Consider the following 18009-nt stretch of genomic DNA (forward strand, 5'->3'; position numbering starts at 1 on the left):
GACCGGCTCTCGGGCATCCTTTCGATTGCTGGTGTCGGGAGCGTGGCGATGGACACGGCGCGTCGCACCGCTGCCGGTGCGGGGGTCGGCGCGTAGCGTGGCGGGCGCACACAACCGGAAGTCGTGAGAGGGCAGGCAGTGTCGACGAGTTCTGATGACGGTCGGGCGATCACGCCCGTGGGGCTCGATCTCGTCGCACCCGAAGTGTATGCCCCGATGTTGCGCCGTCTCGCGCTCGCCGCCGCGGGTATCGGAGTCGGCGCCACGCTGCTGGCTGCGATCGTCATGAGCTGGACGTTGGCTGTGGCTATCGGACTCGTGGTCGCCGTGCCCACCCTGGTGTACGTCTTCGGGCTGCGCCGTCGGCAAATATGGTTGGCGGACAACGTGATCCATGCCAGAACGATGTTCGGTGAGCGGCGGGTGGACGTGTCCGCAATGTCAGGAGTGCAGGTGCTGGTGTTCCCCGATCGAGTCAGCCGCGTCGCGCTGCGAATCACCGCGGGAGCAGTTTCCCAGGTCGTCCCGCTCGCCATGTACACCGACACCGGCAGCGGGCGTGAGTTGCACCTACTCGGTTTGCGTAGGCTCGCCGACGCCCTCGCCGTGGGGAATTCTCCTGCGGCCGAAGCAGTGTCGTCGCTGCTCGTGCAGCAGTTGCGCGCGGAGGCACGCGATGCCGGACTGGAGGACCGGCCGCTGTATCGCGCCGTGGAAATGGCGCGGGCCAAGGACATGGTGTCACCTGTGGTGCTCACCGACGCCGAAGTCACAGCGCTCGGCTGAGCCGAGACGACCTGACCTGCCGGCGTGCTCATCGCCTGGTCGGCGCTGAGGCGACCACCACTGTCGCGTAGCTCACCGTTCGGCTTCGCCGGCGGTGAGAGTCGCTAGGGTGGGCGAGAAGAGTCCGTCGACCGCAAGGAGTTCGTCGTCGTGAGCACTGCCGTTGGGACCGCGCCTGTGACCGTCGCAGTGACCGGAGCCGCGGGTCAGATCGCCTACGGTTTGCTGTTCCGGATCGCCGCGGGTGCGTTGCTCGGCCCGGACACCCCGGTCCGATTGCGCTTGTTGGAGGTTCCGACCGCGGTGGCCTCGCTCGAAGGCGTGGCGATGGAGTTGGACGACGGTGCGTTCCCTTTGCTGGATTCCGTCGATATCAGCGCTGATCCATGGGTCGGCTTCGCGGGAGCCGATATCGCGATATTGGTGGGCGCTCGTCCTCGCACGGCGGGCATGGAACGCTCGGATCTGCTCGCGGCCAACGGCGCGATCTTCACCGAGCAGGGCGCCGCGATCAACGCCACGGCGGCGGATGGCGTGAAAGTCCTCGTGGTCGGGAATCCGGCCAACACCAACGCTTTCATCGCGATGAGCAACGCACCCGATGTGCCCGATTCCCAGTTCACCGCGCTGACCCGCTTGGATCACAATCGCGCTATTGCGCAACTGGCGAGGAAGACCGGTACTCCGGCCGCTGATATCGCCCGCGTCACGATCTGGGGAAACCATTCCGCGACGCAATACCCGGATATCGCGCATGCCCTCGTCGGCGGTGTGCCCGCGCGTGAGCTGCTCGACGACCAGGTCTGGCTGACCGAGGAGTTCGTTCCGGCCGTCCAACAGCGGGGCACGGCGATCATCCGGGCTCGGGGCGCGTCGTCGGCAGCCAGTGCCGCGAACGCCGCGATCGATCACATTCATGATTGGGTGCTCGGCACCCGCGAGGGTGATTGGGTCTCCATGGCCGTTGCCTCGGATGGTTCCTACGCAGTACCCGAGGGGTTGATCAGTTCGTTTCCGGTCACCTGCGTAGACGGCGAATACACGATCGTGCCGGACCTGGCGGTGGACGACCTCGCCCGCAGCCGAATCGACGTCTCGGTCGCCGAGCTCATACGCGAACGCGACGCGGTCGTCGACCTCGGTTTCGCCAAGCGAATCCGACCCTGTTGATCGGGGCGGCGCCCACCCCGATCGGCGGTGCAACTAGTCGACCGTCCACGTCTCCGGCCCGGTGAGCAGGGACTGCAGCGAGTCGGGGCCGAGCGGGTGGGTTTCCCGGGCTGCCGCGGCTTGGCTGCGTAGCGCGTCATCGTAGACCGGTCGCGAGACCTGACGGAAAATTCCGATGGCGACGTGGTCGAGATGCTGGCCGGACAGTCGCGACAGTGCATAGGCGTACTCGGGCCCTTCGGCTGTGACGTCGTGGACCACGACATCGGATTCCGCCACGTTGTCCGCACGGGCCACCGCGAGTCCGAAACCGCGACGGACGACGGCGAATCCGTTGTCGCGGCCGAAGCGAATCGGTTCACCGTGCCGGAGCGGGATCAGATGGTCGGCGGCGTTGCCCCGGCGCAGTGCATCGAACGAACCATCGTTGAAGATCGGGCAGTCCTGCAGGATCTCGACGAACGACGTACCGCGGTGCCGGGCTGCCGCGCGCAGTACCTCGGTGAGTCCCACGCGATCGGAGTCCAGCGCACGAGCGGCGAAAGTAGCTTCTGCGCCCAGCGCTACCGAAAGGGTGTTGAACGGGTGGTCGACCGATCCCATCGGGGTGGACTTCGTGATCTTTCCCTGCTCCGAAGTCGGGGAATACTGCCCCTTGGTCAGTCCATAGATCCGGTTGTTGAACAACAGAATCGTCATGTTCACGTTGCGGCGCAGTACATGAATGAGATGGTTGCCCCCGATGGACAGCGCGTCGCCGTCGCCGGTCACTACCCAGACCGACAGGTCGGGACGGCTGACCGCGAGACCGGTTGCAATCGCAGGTGCGCGACCATGTATGGAGTGAATGCCATACGTCTGCAGGTAGTAGGGCAACCGGCTGGAACACCCGATACCGGAGACGAACATCAGGTTCTCTCGGCGAATACCGAGTTCGGCGAGAAGGCCGCGTACCGTCGCCAGGATCACGTAGTCGCCGCACCCCGGACACCAGCGCACCTCCTGATCGGAGATGAAGTCCTTGGCCGTGAGTGGCGCATCGGCGCGCGGCACCCCGGACACGCCGGTCAGTCCCAGATCGATGCCGGTGAGTGAGGTTTCCACCGCGGTCATGTGTTACCCCCAACTGTGCGATAGGTGGCCTGCGCCCGTGCGGCGAAGACCTTGTCCTGTTCGAGGTCTTCGATGGACCCGTCCAGCGCTGCGTCGATGACTCCGACCATTTCCTGGACGGTGAATGCGGTGCCGGTGATCTTCGTCCAGGGCTTGACATCGACCAGATATTTCGCGCGCAGCAGCATCGCCAACTGGCCGCCGTTCAGCTCGGCCGCAACCACGGTGCGGTAGCGGCGCAGCACGTCACCGAGGTTGGCAGGCAACGGGTTCAGATACCGTAGGTGCGCATGCGCGACGGGGACGCCGCGCCGGCGCGCACGCCGACAGGCTTCACCGATCGGTCCGTAGGTGCTACCCCAGCCGATCAGAAGAAGTTCGGCCCGGCCCTCCGGGTCGTTCACCTCCAGATCGGGTACTGCGATTCCGCTGATCTTGGCCTGGCGCAGCCGAACCATGAGATCGTGGTTCGCCGGGTCGTAGGAGATGTCGCCGCTGCCGTCGGCCTTCTCCAGTCCGCCGATGCGGTGAGTGCGTCCCTTGGTGCCCGGTACGGCGAGCGGACGTGCCAGCGTGTCGGGGTCGCGGGTGTAGGGCCGGAACCCCTCGGCGTCGTCGCCGTCCTGTTCGAATGCTGGGTCGATCGCGTCCAGCCGGGTCACGTCGGGCACCGACCACGGTTCCGACCCGTTCGCAATGACGCCGTCGGACAGCAGAAGCACCGGTGTGCGGTAGCCGAGCGCGATTCGCGCTGCCTCCAGTGCTGTGGCGAAACAGTCGGCGGGCGAACGTGGTGCTACAACCGCCACGGGCGATTCGCCGTTTCGCCCGTAGAGGGCCTGGAGGAGGTCGGCCTGCTCGGTCTTGGTCGGTAGGCCGGTGGACGGTCCGCCCCGCTGTACGTCGATGACGATCAGCGGTAATTCGGTCATCACGGCCAAGCCGATGGTTTCGCTCTCGAGCGCCAGACCGGGGCCGGAGGTGCTGGTGACGCCGAGCGCGCCGCCCAGCGAAGCGCCCAGCGCTGCCCCGATCCCGGCTATCTCGTCCTCGGCCTGGAAGGTGGTGACATCGAAGTGCTTGTACTTGCTGAGTTCGTGCAAGATGTCCGAGGCAGGGGTGATCGGATACGTGCCCAGGAACACCGGTAGCTCTGCGAGCCGGCCGGCGGTGATCAATCCGTAGGCCAGCGCGGTATTGCCGGTGATCTGACGATACGTGCCCGCCGGTAGTTGCGCAGGTGCGATCTCGTATGTGGTGGCGAAGCTTTCGGTGGTCTCACCGTAGTTCCAGCCCGCCCGGAAGGCCACGATGTTGGCTTCGGCGATGTCCGGTCTCGCCGCGAACTTCTCTCGCATGAACTGTTCGGTGCCGCCGATCGGACGCCCGTACATCCAGGACAGCAGGCCTAGCGCGAACATGTTCTTCGCACGCTGGGCGTCCTTCTTTCCCACGCCGGTCGACTCGGTTGCGCTCGAGGTGAGCGAGGTCATCGGCACTCGATGGACCACGAAATCCGACAGCGTCTCGTCGGACAACGGGTCTGCGACGAAGCCCACTTTGGCAAGGGAGCGCTTGCTGAACTCATCGGTGTTCACGATGACGATGGCGCCACGGGGCAGATCGTCCAGGTTCGCCTTCAGTGCGGCGGGGTTCATCGCGACCAGCACGTCGGGCTGATCGCCGGCGGTGAAGATGTCGTAGTCGGCGATCTGGATCTGAAACGACGACACGCCGGGCAGCGTGCCTTGCGGTGCTCGGATCTCGGCCGGGAAATCAGGCTGGGTTGCTAGATCGTTGCCGAAGGCGGCGGCCTCGTGGGTGAAGCGATCGCCGGTCAGTTGCATACCATCACCGGAGTCTCCAGCGAACCGAATGACAACCCTTTCCAATTTTGCAGTGCCGGCATCGTTTTGGTGTGAAACCATATGCGTGCTTCACTTCCTCGTTGCGGTGAGGTGTCATCGCCAAACTACTCCGTCGAAGGCGATGGATGTTTCCGAAAAGTGCGCGGGTGTCTCCCGCGGCGGAGGCACGCTCCGATTGCGAGGTCGCCTCAGGCGAACAATGCCAGCTGTGGGGCGGGTGTGTCGGCCGTTTCGGGCGCGGATCGCGATTCTGCGTGCCGGGACGGTGTCAGACCGTGCTCGGCCAGCAGGCGATCGGTTCGTGCGTGCAGCCAGGCCGAATACGCGGGCGTGACCGACGTGTCGCGGCCGTAGAGCTGGCGGTAGCGGCGCAGCAACGCTGGATGGCGCCGGGCCAACCAGGACAGGAACCCCTCCCGGGCGTTGCCGGCCAGGTGCATCGGGAAGGTCAGGGCCGAGTAGGCCCCTGCCTCGGCGATCGCAGCGAAAGCCGCGTCGAGCTGTGCCCGGCTGTCGGTGAGACAGGGGATGATCGGTGAGACCAGGACGTCCACCGTGAAGCCGGCATCGGCGAGGGTGCGCACCAGGTTCAGCCGCGCCTCGGGCGATGGAGTCTCGGGCTCCAGGCTGTGATGCAGTTCGGTGTCGAGGATCGCGAGGGATACCGTAGGCCGGACCTCGATCTCGCGTGCGACTGCTGCCAGCAGCGGCAGATCGCGGCGCAGCAGTGTGCTTTTGGTGAGAATCGAGAACGGCGTCCTGGAATCGGCAAGCGTGCGGATGATGCCCGGCATCAGCCGATACCGGCCTTCGGCTCGCTGATAGGGATCCGCGCTTGTGCCGATGGTGACCGACTCGTGGCGCCATGCCTTTCCGGTGAGCTGTCTGCGCAGGACCGCGGCGATATTGGTCTGCACCACGAGGTGTGTGTCGGCCTGGCCCGTGTCCAATTCCAGATGCTTGTGCGGGCCGTGTGCCCGGCAGTGGCGACATGCGGGTGAGCAGCCGCGCAGAGGATCGACAGTCCACCGGAATGGCAGATTCGTACTCGCGGGTACAGGATTCAGCGCGTTGTCGCACAGTACTTCATGGAATGTGAGACCTGCGAACTCGGGGCTTCGCACCGTGCGGGGTAACCCTGCACCGGACAGCCCGGGGAGGAAGCTCCCATCGGGGTCCGGGATTTCGAGATCCCGGGGTCGGTTCTGCCACCGCACCTCCAAAGTCGAACATGGGTTCTAATGGCTGTCAAGCGATACTTCGGGCGTCGTGTGCGAGTCGGGCGGGGTCGCGGAAGAAGGTGACCAAATCGCCAACGGTCTCGTCGAGAGGCCGTGGTCGGTAGCCGAGCTCGCGCTCGGCCTTGCCATGATCGACGATCGGCGCGCAGGTCACGGCGCCGAGGGCGGCTTTGGACAGGATGTCGGAGCCGACCAGTCTGCCGATCGGCGCCAGCAGCGGCATGGCGACGGATAGGAGCTTTGCGGGAACCGTGACCATCGGCCCCCGGCTGCCGCCATGGGCGGCCGCCGCGCGGCATACGTCGACCATCGAGGTCATCGACCCACCGAGCAGGTAGTTCTCGCCCGTGCGACCTCGTTCACCGGCCAGGAGTAGTCCCTGTGCCACATCACGCACGTCGACGAAATCGAAGCCCCCGCCGACCATGGCGAGCACACGGCCCCGCGCAGCGTCCTGGAGCGTCCGATTGATCCGCGACAGCGGCTTGCTGTAGTCGAGTGGACCGAAAACCCCGGTCGGATTGCACACGACCGCGTCCAAACCGCGGTCGATCACCGCGCGCAATTCCACTTCGCCGGCCCACTTCGAGCGGTCGTACACCGGCAAACGGGAGTCGGTCGATCGCAGGGCGGTCTCATCGATACGGCCACCGCAGCGGTATTGGTCGAATGCGTGGATAGAGCTGGCATGCACCAGGCGGCGCGCGCCGACCGCGCGCGCCGCCTCGGCGACCACACGCACACCCTGGGTATTGACCCTCCAGGCGAGGTCGTCCTCGTCGGCGAGAGTGATCACCGCGACCAGGTGGTAGACGATCTCGGCGCCGGCCAGTGCAGTGCGCATCGATGACGGATCGAGGACGTCGCCGCGTACCCAGGTGATGTTCGATGCCGCAGTTCCGGCCGGGATCGCCCGGTCGATCGCGGTGATCTGGTGGCCGCGGGCGGCGAGCAGCTCGAGTAGATTCGTGCCAAGGTAGCCGGCGGCGCCGGTCACTGCGACCTTCATGACAGACAGAATATAGAACTCGTTCTAATTTGCAACGTGTTTCATTTGGTAGAGACCTCCGGTCGCATAGCGGCTCGGGCTCGAACTCGCCGACGGCGTCGGCTATATTGAGCCCAACTGTTGCAGCCCTTTCCAATTCGGTAGCCGGCCGCAACGGACACACGACGTAAACGTCTACGACGACTTGGGGGGCCAACTCGATGAGTGATCTCTCGGTAGAGACCGAAGCGGTCCGGGATTTCGGAGCCACGAATGCCGGCATAGCCACCGATCTCGCGGTGGCGGGCAATCTCGACGCGGTGCAGAGCGTGTCTGCGCTGGTGCCGGTGTTCGGTTTGATCGGAGCCGACTACCTGGCCATGTTCGCCGCTGCGCAGGTATTGCAAGCCAAGGACATCAATGATCTGTCGACCAAGTTCGCGGGTCTGTCGAACTCGGCGTTCAACGCCGCCGCGGCCTACGATGCCGTCGACGCCTTCAACGCTGGTGCGCTCGGGTCGCAGACCGATCGGATCGGAGGCGGGGTGTGAGGCCCCTGGACAGCGGCGTCATCGCGCCGACAGAGCAGTCCGTCTCGCACACGGCCGAGCCGACCGTCGACAGCGGCCCGGAGACCGTGTTGGACCTACTGCAACAATCGCCGTTGGGAGCGCTTCTCGACCTGCCGTTGCCGCAGCTGCCGGCGGACATGCCGACGATCGAGCCGCCTGCGTCGATGATGCGCGCAACCTCCGAGGATCACTCTGCGCTCGGCGCGCCGGCTCCCGCAGGTTCGATCGGAACGGACGCAGCGCTGGGTGCGGGAGGTGCACCCGACCTGCTGCCCGAGGCGTCGGCACTGCTCGGTGACGTGAATGCCATCGCCGGTCAGGTTGCCGCCGTGGCCGACCAGGCCCGCGAGGTGCTGGGCGGAGCGCTCGCTGCGGTGCCGAACGCGTTGTCCGCCGTGGCGAACCAGGCGCCGGCTGTCGCGTTGCCACCGCTGCCCACGGACCCGGTCGCCACCCTGTTGCAGGGCATTGCCCTGCCGGCGCTGCCCGGGGTGGACCTGCTGATCGAGCCCATCCTGAATCTCGTCGGCAGCTTCGGCACCGGCATCATCGGAGCGCTCGACCCCACGGCTCTGCTCGACAAGTCCTCTCAGGCCATCCAGCTGGCCATGCAGGTGGGTAGAGGAAGTATGGCATCGGTCGACGAGTTGTGGCAGAGCCAGGCTGCCCGAAACGCTCAGGCTGCGAGCCAGCAAGCGAACGCCGAGGGTGAGCAGGCCAGCCAGCGTGGCATCGATATCTCCGAACTCACCAAGCGCGCCGCCGTGGTCGTGGAGCAGGGCAACGCGAAGCTGCTGGGCATTGCCACATCGTTCGCAGCCGAGGCGACCGCGCTCGCGCCCGTGATCGTGACACCGCCGGCGCAGGCAGCACTGATCGCCTCGGCCACCGATCATCTCGGTCGAGCGGTCGGGGTGGTCAATGCCACTCGAGGGGATCTCGCGGGCAAGACTGCGGAGCTCGCCGGCGTGGTGCAACAACTGGTTGCACCGGGCGGCGGGCCACCACCACACGAAATCGCACAATCGTTGGCGCGAAACATCGGCCAGCCGGTCTTGGATCAGGTGCGGTCGAATGCTGTGACCGAGACCGCAGGCGTGGACTCCTCCGTACCGCAGGGGGCCTCGGCCCCTACGACCACGCCGGCTTCGGCGCAAACCGGTCAGGCGTCGAGCGCCGGCAGTGGTGCCCCGGCCGGGGCTACCGGAGCTCCTGGCAGTGCGGGAACCTCGACGGCCCCAGGGGGCGGGTCGACCGGCACGCCGACCGGACCCTTCGGTGGCTCCGCTCGCCCGGGAACGCCGAGCGTGTCATCGGCGCCCAGGTTTTCCGGTGGCATGCCCGGAGCCGGGGCGGCTGGTGTCCCCGTTGCACCGATCCGTCCTGGGGTCGGTCTGCCTGGTGCCTCTGCCGGTGCCGGTTCCCTGTTCGGCGCTCCACTTGGTGGAGGGGCTCCGGTCGGCACCGGTATGTCGGGCAGTGCTGGTCCCCATGGGGCCGCTGGCAACGGCTTCATGGGTGGACCGGCAGGTGCCGCCGGCCAGCGGAGCAACGACGACGAGCACTCGCGCGCAGTGCAACCGCACGTGAGTCCCACGGGGAGTGACGACCTCACCGGCCCGCTGGGGGAGTCGACCCCGGACGTCATCGGCGCAACGCATGCCGACGAAATCATCAGCTCGGACTACGAGCAGGATCAATTCTGAGGTTCGCACCGGATCGGGGTCGAATCCGCTTCTACCGCAAGGCCGGTGGATCGTTCAGGTCCTGTACGGGATACGTGTTGCAGGCGCGCACGCGACCCGTCCGATAGCCAGCAAGGAACCACTTCGTCCGCTGCTCGGACGAACCGTGCTTCCATGCTTCGGGATTCACCCCACTGCGTGCGGCGCGCCGGCTGCGATCGTCGGCGACGGCCGCGGTCGCCGAGACTGCGTCCTCGACGTCCCGGTCCGACAGTCGTTCGAAAAGCGGTCGGGTAGGGCCGGCTGTAGGTGTGGTGGCTGCGAAGTGTGCCCAGATGCCGGCAAAGCAGTCGGCTTGTAGTTCGGTGCGTACTGCGGCGGATGTCGGCCCGTGCCGGTCGCGTTGTGCGTGTGCGATGGTGCCGAGTCGACTTTGTATGTGGTGGTCGAACTCGTGTGCTACCACATACGCCTGCGCGAGTGGGCCGCCCCTGGCGCCGAACCGAGTGGCCAGCGTGCGGAAGAAGGTGGCGTCGAAGTAGGTCGTCCGGTCGGCCGGGCAATAGAACGAGCCCACTGCGCTGGTCGCATTGCCGCAAGCGGTCGCCGCCGCGCCGGACAGCAGGACCACCCTCGGTGGCGTGTAGCGTTTGCCGGTCTGCTCGGGCAGCGCGGCCGACCACACTGCGTCCAGGCTTCGTGCGGTGAAGGCTACCCGACAGTCCAGATACGTGCTCGCGTCCGCGCTGGTCCTGCAATAACTCGGCATACCGGTCTGCATCCAGTTCTGCTCGGCTGCGCCCGTGAGGTTGCCCAGCGCGGAGCTGGAATCCCCACCCAGCAGCAGGGCGAGCACCAGCACGACCAGTCCAACCCCACCCCCGCCGAGCGCAAGCGTGCGGCCCATACCGGGCGATACTCGGTTCCGGTCGATCTGCGTACCCTCGTCGACGGTCATCGGCGTTGCTTTCTCGTGTGGTCACTGCTGATAGGTTGCTGACGCTGATAGGTCGGTCGTGACGCCGCCGCGCGCGTCGCGTGATCGCGCAGCGGCCACTCAGGTATCGATACAGCTTGACACGGGTGTGGCCATATCAGTTTCCACTTCGCCGATGGGTCTCACTACGATGGACCCGCACCTGGTCACCCTGCCCGGTGCTGGAGTCGTCGAAAGGATCCCCGTGCTGCGCTCGCACTTGGCTGGTTCGCTGCGAAGCGAGCATGCCGGTCAGACCGTCACTCTCAGCGGCTGGGTGGCCCGGCGGCGTGATCATGGTGGAGTGATCTTCATCGATTTGCGTGACGCGTCGGGTACGGCTCAAGTGGTGTTCCGCGAGGGTGCGCCCGCAGAGCAGGCGCATAGGCTACGAGCCGAGTATTGCGTACGCATCACCGGTGCGGTGGAGCTGCGACCTAGCGGTAACGAGAACCCCGAACTACCTACCGGCTCCATAGAGGTGAACGTCACCGATCTGGAGGTTTTGAACGAGAGCGCCCCGCTGCCGTTCCAGTTGGATGAGCAGCCCGGCGAGGAGGCCCGTCTGAGGCATCGGTATTTGGATCTGCGCCGTGCAGGTCCAGCGCATGCGATACGGCTGCGTTCGAAGGTCAATGCAGCGGCTCGGGAGGTGCTGGCCCGCCATGATTTCATCGAGGTGGAGACGCCGACACTGACCCGATCCACGCCCGAGGGCGCGCGGGACTTCGTGGTACCGGCCCGCCTACAGCCGGGAAGTTTCTATGCGTTGCCGCAGAGCCCGCAGTTGTTCAAGCAGCTGCTCATGGTCGGTGGCATCGAACGCTACTACCAGATTGCGCGCTGTTATCGCGACGAAGACTTCCGCGCCGACCGACAGCCGGAGTTCACCCAACTCGACATCGAGATGAGCTTTGTGCGTCAAGAGGATGTCATCGAGCTGGCCGAGGAGATCCTCGTCGCATTGTGGAAGCTGGTCGATCACCACATCCCCACGCCGATTCCGCATGTGAGCTATGCGGAGGCCATGCGCCGCTTCGGTACCGACAAACCGGACCTGCGCTTCGGTGTCGAAATCACCGAGTGCACCGAATACTTCGAAAACACCCCGTTCCGGGTCTTTCAGGCACCTTACGTCGGTGCGGTGGTCATGCCGGGCGGCGCCGGTCAGCCGCGGCGACAGCTCGACGCCTGGCAGGAGTGGGCCAAGCAGCGCGGCGCCAAGGGGCTGGCGTACGTCTTGGTGAACGAGGACGGCTCATTGGGCGGCCCAGTCGCGAAGAATCTCTCCGACAGTGAGCGCGAGGGTCTGGCCAAGCATGTCGGTGCAGTGCCCGGCGACTGTGTGTTCTTCGCGGCCGGCGCGGCGAAGGCCCAGCGCGCGTTGTTGGGTGCGGCGCGCAACGAGATCGCCCGCAAGGTCGGGTTGATCGATGACGACGCATGGTCGTTCGTATGGATCGTCGACGCGCCACTGTTCGAGCCGAGCGCCGAGGCGACCGCCAGCGGTGACGTCGCTGTGGGCCATTCCGCGTGGACTGCCGTGCACCATGCGTTCACCGCGCCGACTCCGGAATCATCGGCCACCTTCGACACCGACCCGGGCTCCGCGTTGGCCTACGCCTACGACATCGTCTGCAACGGCAACGAGATCGGCGGCGGCTCGATTCGTATCCATCGTCGTGAGGTGCAGGAGCGTGTCTTCGAGGTACTGGGTATCAGCGTTGAGGAAGCCCAGGAGAAGTTCGGCTTCTTGCTGGACGCTTTCGCCTTCGGCGCCCCGCCGCACGGCGGTATTGCTTTCGGATGGGACCGAGTCACCGCCCTCCTCGCCGGTGAGGACTCGATTCGTGAGGTCATTGCGTTCCCCAAGACCGGAGGCGGCGTCGACCCCTTGACCGACGCGCCCGCACCCATTACCGCGCAGCAACGCAAGGAGGCGGGGCTGGAGGCCCAGCCGGGGCGGATGAGCGAGAATACGCAGACCGTGCGGTAGTCGTCGTTCGGTGCACAGCTCCTGTGCCGCTGTCATCGGCTGTCGTCCTCGTCACATGTGCACGGAGTCCTCGGTGCGATGGTCCCCGGTGAGCAGGCGATAGGCTCGGGTCACCGCGATGGCGGTGACCGGGCCGGCCACCAGTAGGCCCAGGCCGCACGTCAGCAGTCCGAGGATCGTGACCGCCGCGACCGTGAGCGCGAGCAGAGCCGTCGGGCCGGCATGGGACAGCACCAACGTCCAGCTGGACTTCAGCGCCTCGATCGGACCTTGGTCGCGATCGATGACGAAATGCAGCGCAAACATCGACAGCCAGCCAGCGAGTACTCCGGGAACGACGATCAACGAGAAGCCGAGCACCATCAGCGCGAACGCGAGTAGCGCGGTCAGTAGGACGTTTCCTACGTTCACGCCGCGCAAGTACGCTCCGAAAGGCGGTGGGCTGTCGTCGGTTTCATACAAGGCGCCGCGGATCATCGCCGCCTGCAGTAGCCAGACCGCTGCCATGACCATCAGGAAGACGAACAGCACAGCCAGCATCGTCCTCGGTTTGGCGATCTGTACCACGAGCAGGCATGCCAAGTAGATCAGTAGGCCCACCGCGGTGACACCGATCCAGGGTCCGAGATTGGATCGGAATTTCGCCCAGCCGAAGCTGAGCGCTCGGCCCACGTCGAGTGCCCCAGAACCTGTGGCGGCTTGTTGATAGCCGTAGATCGGCTGCGCTGTCGGCGCTCGGCTGGGTGATCCCCAGCCGCCGAGCTGTGGTTCCCCTACCGGCTGGGGCTGGGGCTGGAGTGGATACTGCCGCTCGGTGCCGAGCTCTGTGCCGCTGTCCGCCGACTGTGCGTCATCCGTCGGGGGCGACGTCTCGGGACGATGGTCGGTCCCCGGTCTCGCCGCGGAGGGGTCCGGCGCTTTCCGATGCGTTGGCTGTGCCCCGAATCCTGGTTCGCCCGGTTGATGACTACCTGGTCGATCGTGGTCGTTCGGTTGAGCGGCATCGTCCGGACGACGGTCGCCACCAGGTGATCGCTTGGGCGTAGGAGGCGGGGCGTCGGTCACACATAGACCTTTCCACTCATCTGGTTTACGGTGCGGCGCAGGGCAGTTGACGACGAGAAAACCCCACGGACGCACTGGTGTCAAGCGTCCGGAGGCCATGCGGCGGCTTCGCGCCAGACACGCCGAGTGACGCGGAATGGTTGTGTAACCGCTCGCTAGAAGTGACCCGATGCGAGTAGCTTGAGAAGCGATGACCGCACTATTGGCCGAACGCGCCGCCGAAGTCGTTTCCGCAGCGCAACAGTTGCTCACAAAGCGAATGGGTGCTCCGGTGAAGCTGAGCGATCCGATCGAGCTCAGCGGCAGTGGCAGGACGACGGTCCTGCGCGTACGGGTAGCCGAGAACGCCTTCTCGTTGCCGCGAACTCTGATCGTCAAGCAGGTCCGTGGGGCGGCGCAGGACCGTCGCACCGGCGGTTTGGCGCCCGGCGTTGCCAGTGTCGATTCCGCATTCCTGCGCGAGACCGTGTCGTATCAGTTCACGACTGCGCTCAGCCGTGAACAGCGGCCGGGCGCATACCTCATCGCGCACAGCCTCCCCGACAGGTTGCTCATCCTGAGCGACCTCGGGGAGAACTCGATGCTGACCCACGTGCTACAGGCCGGTGTCGAGCCGGCCGCGCGCAATGCGCTGATGGCCTTTGCACAGGCACTGGGTCGGATGCATGCGGCGACCGTCGGGCGTGAGGCAGATTTCGTCGCGTTGTTGCGTCGGGTCGATGTGGTGCACCGGGTGGATGGAATAGCCCAGCAAGCCGAGTCGGCCATTGCCGAAGTGCCCGGGTTGTTGCGGCGTGAACTGGGAATCGAGGTACCTGGCGAGATCGCCGAGCGGATCGTGCGCGGTAACCGACTCTATTCGGCGGGGCGTTTTCGCGCATTCAGTCCGTCGGACCTGTGTCCCGACAATGTGATCTTGAACGACGACGGTGCACGTTTCCTCGACTACGAATGGGGTGGCTTCCGCGACGCCACTCTCGATATCGCCTACGTTCTGGTGTCTTTCCCGGGCTGTTTGTGTGATGTCGAACTCTCACGCGACCGAGCCGCACAGATGGTAGAGGCGTGGCGCTCGGAGGTGGTGGGTGTGTGGCCCGCGCTCGCCGACGACGAACTGCTCGCGGAGCGCATTCTCGAGGCGCGCCTGATCTGGGTGTGGTTGTCGACCTACTGGTTCTTGCCGGCAGACCACACGCGTATCGCGGCGGCACGCGAACATGGGCTCTCGGTGCCGCGCTCGGCGGCGCTGATCAACCGCTGGGCCGCGCTCGCGGAGGATGCGCGGTGTACCGGCGACGATATTGTCGGTGATTTCGCCGAGGACGTCTCGGCCAGGTTGGAGGAACACTGGTCGGAGTAGCGTTCGCCGGTCGACCACGGTGCGCCTACCGGCGTTCGACCCGACCACCGGAGGGGACGGCAAACGAGGCTCCATGGCGCACAGTGGTATTCGGGTCGACGATGTCGTGGAGGTAGAACCAGTCCATACGCGCATGTTCCGCGGTGACCTCCAGCACGCCGTATCCGTGCGAGTCCAACTCGACATAATGGAAGTGGCGATTGATCGCCCTGATCGAATCGGCCAGTGGCGTGGAGTTCACCCGGACCAGGTCGCCGACACTGGACGAGGTCACCGAAGGCACGACGAATTCGGTGCCGACCGTGCCGGCGCCCGGATACTGCGCCGCATCGATGGGCAGGTCCGCGGCCCATGAGGTATGGATGTCTCCGGTCAAGAAGACCACGTCGGCTATCTGCTGTTCGGAGATCGTGCGGAACAGCCGGCGACGATCCGCGGTGTAGCCGTCCCATTGGTCGCCGTTCACCGACAGACCGGACTGTGGGATACCGACGGTGCTGGTGAATGCCGCCGTGGTGGACGGTTCCAGTGGCGGGAAGACCAAGGGGGCGATCATGACCGAGTTGCCCACCAGCTTCCACTGGACCGGCGCGGACGCCAGGCCCGCGGTCAGCCACTCCATCTGCTCCTTGCCGGTGATGCTGCGGGCGTCGCTGTCGGCAACTCGCCACCCGGCGCCGGGTTTGGCTTCCTCGTCGCGGTAGCTGCGGAGGTCGAGCATGGAGAGTTCGGCCAGAGTGCCGAACCGGAGCCGTCGATAGATCCGCGCATCCGCACCGTACCCGGCCGCACGGACCGGCATCCATTCGAGGTAGGCCTGCGCGGAGGCGGCGCGGCGGTCCGACCAGGCGCCCTGAGTAGCGGGGTCGTGGTGGTTTGCGCCGCCGGACCAGGCATTGTCCGCGGATTCGTGGTCGTCCCAGGTGCAGATGAAGGGAAACCGCGCATGCAGGCCGAGGAGATCCGGGTCGGTCTTGTACTGCCCATGGCGGGTGCGGTAGTCGGCCAAGCTGACGATCTCGCCGGCCGGTTCGTGCGGCCGCACTGTGCCGTTGCGGCCGGCGTAGGCTCCGCGACCGTACTCGTAGAGATAGTCACCCAAATGGACTATGGCGTCCAGGTCGGCGCGAGCGGCCAGGTGCCGGTAGGCGCCGAAGTATCCGGCCTCCCAGTTCGAGCAGGAGACCACGCCGAACCGGAGGAATTCGGGGGATGTCGCGGCGGCGGGCGCAGTTCTGGTGCGACCGACGGGCGAGGTCTGTCCCTGTGCGACGAAGCGATAGAAATAGTCGGCTGCCGACACGAGACCGGTCACATCGACTTTGACGGTGTGGTCGGAATCGGCCGTGGCCATCGTCGTGCCGGATGCGGCGATCGAGGCAAATCGTTCATCGGTAGCGACTTCCCAGCGAACTGATGTCGGCTCTCCGAGGCCCGAGCCCGGCACCGCGTCGTCGGACACCGTGACGCGGGTCCAGACAATGACGCCATCGGGGAGCGGATCGCCGGAAGCGACGCCGTGTCGAAAGACGGGTGGCGTCGCACCAGCAGCAGGTCCGGCGGCAAATACCGCCGTAGCGCCGGCCGCTGCCGCGCTTCCTTTCAGGAGAGTGCGTCGTGTCAATCCTTCGAGGGAGCCCTGATCCGAGATGGCCGCGTTGTGCTTCACGGGTGTGATCCCATACGAAGTGTGGCTCACACGCAACTCGGGTCCGGCAACATTGCGACCTGAGGGTGGCCGGGTGCCACGCCGGGCCGTTCGATGCGGCCTTGGGTGCTGTCGGTGCCGGTCGGTAGCGTTGCGTTCGTGAGTGACGGCTTGTTCGATGCGCCCGATGCCGCCGTGCCTGCGGGGCATTCGATCACCGCGATCGTGCGCGGCGACCCGGATGCTCCACTGGCGGCGCGTATGCGTCCGGCCACCTTGGCCGAAGTCGTGGGACAGCAGCACCTGCTCGGCCCGGGCTCCCCGCTGCGCAGATTGATCGAGGGATCGGGCGCGGCCTCGATACTCCTATACGGCCCCCCTGGGACGGGAAAGACGACTCTGGCGGCGCTCGTCTCACAAGCTACGGGGCGTCGTTTCGAGGCGCTCTCGGCGCTCTCGGCGGGCGTCAAGGAGGTGCGCGGGGTCATCGACGGGGCGCGCCGCAGGCTGTCGGTCGGCGAGCAGACCGTGTTGTTCATCGACGAGGTGCATCGCTTCTCCAAGACTCAGCAGGATGCGCTGTTGGCCGCCGTGGAGAATCGGATCGTCCTCTTGGTCGGCGCGACGACGGAGAACCCATCGTTCTCGGTGGTGGCGCCGCTGCTGTCTCGCTCTCTGGTGTTGCACTTGCGGCCGCTGTCCGAGGCGGATATCCGCCAGGTACTCACCCGAGCGATCGCCGACCCGCGTGGGTTGCGCGGCGAGTACACCCTGACCGAGGCGGCGCTGGATCACCTCGTGCGGATCGCGGGCGGTGACGCTCGTCGCGCACTCACGGCATTGGAAGCTGCGGCCGAGTCCGCTCGCGATGCCACGCTCGGTATCGATCTCGTCGAGGCCAGCGTGGACCGGGCGGCGGTGCGTTACGACCGCGCCGGCGACCAGCACTACGACGTGATCAGTGCATTCATCAAATCCATTCGCGGCTCGGACGTGGATGCCGCGGTGCATTACCTGGCTCGCATGTTGAGCGCAGGAGAGGATCCTCGCTTCATCGCGCGCAGGTTGATGGTCCACGCGAGCGAGGACATCGGCATGGCCGACCCGACAGCGTTGCAGGCCGCGACCGCAGCGGCCCAGGTGGTGCAGTTGGTCGGCATGCCGGAGGCGCGGCTCGCGCTGACGCAGGCGACCATCCATCTGGCGACCGCCCCCAAGTCCGCCGCTGTGGTGGTTGCCATCGGTGCCGCATTGGCCGACGTGGCCGCGGGCAAGGCGGGCGCTGTCCCGCCGCATGTGCGCGACGGTCACTACGCCGGCGCGGCCGCACTCGGCAACGCACAGGGCTACCGGTACCCGCACGACGACGCCGACGGCGTGCTCGCCCAGCAGTACCCGCCCGACGAATTGATCGGCGTCGACTACTATCACCCCACCGACCACGGCCACGAACGTGCGATCGGCCCTCGGGTCGACAAATTGCGTCGCATCATCCGCGGGTGACGGCTCGGCTGCGGGGTCGGTAACCATTCTCGGTGCAG

At 66.1% G+C, this 18009-nt stretch carries 14 protein-coding genes; 7 read left to right on the top strand and 7 right to left on the bottom strand.

Features of this window, described 5'->3' with window-relative positions; genetic code table 11:
• Positions 1-138 precede the first annotated feature (138 nt).
• Complete coding sequence (locus tag K940_RS0105260) at positions 139-786, top strand: hypothetical protein (RefSeq protein WP_051406896.1); 648 nt, start codon at positions 139-141, stop codon at positions 784-786.
• A gap of 150 nt (positions 787-936) precedes the next feature.
• Positions 937-1956 carry a malate dehydrogenase gene (locus tag K940_RS0105265; RefSeq protein ID WP_028476675.1) on the top strand — a complete coding sequence of 340 codons (1020 nt, stop codon included), beginning with the start codon at positions 937-939 and terminating at the stop codon, positions 1954-1956.
• A gap of 33 nt (positions 1957-1989) precedes the next feature.
• On the opposite strand, the gene K940_RS0105270 is transcribed toward K940_RS0105265, so the two are convergent.
• The 4 genes from K940_RS0105270 to K940_RS0105285 form a co-directional block, all read right to left on the bottom strand.
• Positions 1990-3069 (bottom strand): 2-oxoacid:ferredoxin oxidoreductase subunit beta, encoded by a 1080-nt coding sequence (locus K940_RS0105270; RefSeq protein WP_028476676.1) that lies wholly within the window; start codon positions 3067-3069, stop codon positions 1990-1992.
• Positions 3066-4997 carry a 2-oxoacid:acceptor oxidoreductase subunit alpha gene (locus K940_RS0105275; protein ID WP_028476677.1) on the bottom strand — a complete coding sequence of 644 codons (1932 nt, stop codon included), beginning with the start codon at positions 4995-4997 and terminating at the stop codon, positions 3066-3068. Before K940_RS0105275 ends, K940_RS0105270 begins: the two co-directional genes overlap by 4 nt.
• A gap of 128 nt (positions 4998-5125) precedes the next feature.
• Positions 5126-6154, bottom strand: a complete 1029-nt coding sequence (locus K940_RS0105280) for a radical SAM protein (protein WP_028476678.1) — start codon at positions 6152-6154, stop codon at positions 5126-5128.
• A 31-nt stretch (positions 6155-6185) separates the two neighbouring features.
• Complete coding sequence (locus K940_RS0105285; protein WP_028476679.1) at positions 6186-7187, bottom strand: NAD-dependent epimerase/dehydratase family protein; 1002 nt, start codon at positions 7185-7187, stop codon at positions 6186-6188.
• A 200-nt stretch (positions 7188-7387) separates the two neighbouring features.
• On the opposite strand from K940_RS0105285, the gene K940_RS0105290 reads away from it, so the two are divergent.
• Positions 7388-7717 carry a type VII secretion target gene (locus tag K940_RS0105290; protein WP_028476680.1) on the top strand — a complete coding sequence of 110 codons (330 nt, stop codon included), beginning with the start codon at positions 7388-7390 and terminating at the stop codon, positions 7715-7717.
• Entirely contained in the window at positions 7714-9444 is a 1731-nt protein-coding gene (locus K940_RS0105295) for a hypothetical protein (protein ID WP_028476681.1), read from the top strand. Before K940_RS0105290 ends, K940_RS0105295 begins: the two co-directional genes overlap by 4 nt.
• A gap of 31 nt (positions 9445-9475) precedes the next feature.
• On the opposite strand, the gene K940_RS0105300 is transcribed toward K940_RS0105295, so the two are convergent.
• Positions 9476-10381: a neutral zinc metallopeptidase gene (locus tag K940_RS0105300; protein ID WP_028476682.1), complete on the bottom strand. Its 906-nt coding sequence runs from the start codon at positions 10379-10381 to the stop codon at positions 9476-9478.
• 223 nt (positions 10382-10604) lie between these two features.
• Between K940_RS0105300 and aspS the strand changes: the two genes are divergently transcribed.
• Positions 10605-12395, top strand: a complete 1791-nt coding sequence (gene aspS / locus K940_RS27020; protein ID WP_036527646.1) for an aspartate--tRNA ligase — start codon at positions 10605-10607, stop codon at positions 12393-12395.
• Positions 12396-12446: 51 nt separating this feature from the next.
• On the opposite strand, the gene K940_RS27025 is transcribed toward aspS, so the two are convergent.
• Positions 12447-13460 carry a hypothetical protein gene (locus K940_RS27025; RefSeq protein WP_196812104.1) on the bottom strand — a complete coding sequence of 338 codons (1014 nt, stop codon included), beginning with the start codon at positions 13458-13460 and terminating at the stop codon, positions 12447-12449.
• Between the two features lie 190 nt (positions 13461-13650).
• Here K940_RS27025 and K940_RS0105315 point away from each other — a divergent pair, with 190 nt between their 5' ends.
• Positions 13651-14820: a phosphotransferase family protein gene (locus tag K940_RS0105315; RefSeq protein WP_028476683.1), complete on the top strand. Its 1170-nt coding sequence runs from the start codon at positions 13651-13653 to the stop codon at positions 14818-14820.
• Positions 14821-14845: 25 nt separating this feature from the next.
• Here K940_RS0105315 and K940_RS0105320 read toward each other — a convergent pair whose 3' ends face one another.
• Complete coding sequence (locus tag K940_RS0105320; RefSeq protein ID WP_231390254.1) at positions 14846-16489, bottom strand: alkaline phosphatase; 1644 nt, start codon at positions 16487-16489, stop codon at positions 14846-14848.
• Positions 16490-16582: 93 nt separating this feature from the next.
• On the opposite strand from K940_RS0105320, the gene K940_RS0105325 reads away from it, so the two are divergent.
• Entirely contained in the window at positions 16583-17971 is a 1389-nt protein-coding gene (locus K940_RS0105325) for a replication-associated recombination protein A (protein ID WP_051406897.1), read from the top strand.
• Positions 17972-18009 lie beyond the last annotated feature (38 nt).

The sequence above is a fragment of the Nocardia sp. CNY236 genome, from assembly GCF_000482385.1.
Lineage (GTDB): Bacteria > Actinomycetota > Actinomycetes > Mycobacteriales > Mycobacteriaceae > Nocardia.

Excerpts from the sequence above, each read along its gene's own strand:
- K940_RS0105300 (WP_028476682.1), bottom strand. The coding sequence starts at position 10,381 with ATGACCGTCGACGAGGGTACGCAGATCGACCGGAACCGAGTATCGCCC.
- K940_RS0105285 (WP_028476679.1), bottom strand. The coding sequence starts at position 7,187 with ATGAAGGTCGCAGTGACCGGCGCCGCCGGCTACCTTGGCACGAATCTA.
- K940_RS0105270 (WP_028476676.1), bottom strand. The coding sequence starts at position 3,069 with ATGACCGCGGTGGAAACCTCACTCACCGGCATCGATCTGGGACTGACC.
- K940_RS0105315 (WP_028476683.1), top strand. The coding sequence starts at position 13,651 with ATGACCGCACTATTGGCCGAACGCGCCGCCGAAGTCGTTTCCGCAGCG.
- K940_RS0105275 (WP_028476677.1), bottom strand. The coding sequence starts at position 4,997 with ATGGTTTCACACCAAAACGATGCCGGCACTGCAAAATTGGAAAGGGTT.
- K940_RS0105325 (WP_051406897.1), top strand. The coding sequence starts at position 16,583 with ATGCGGCCTTGGGTGCTGTCGGTGCCGGTCGGTAGCGTTGCGTTCGTG.
- K940_RS0105290 (WP_028476680.1), top strand. The coding sequence starts at position 7,388 with ATGAGTGATCTCTCGGTAGAGACCGAAGCGGTCCGGGATTTCGGAGCC.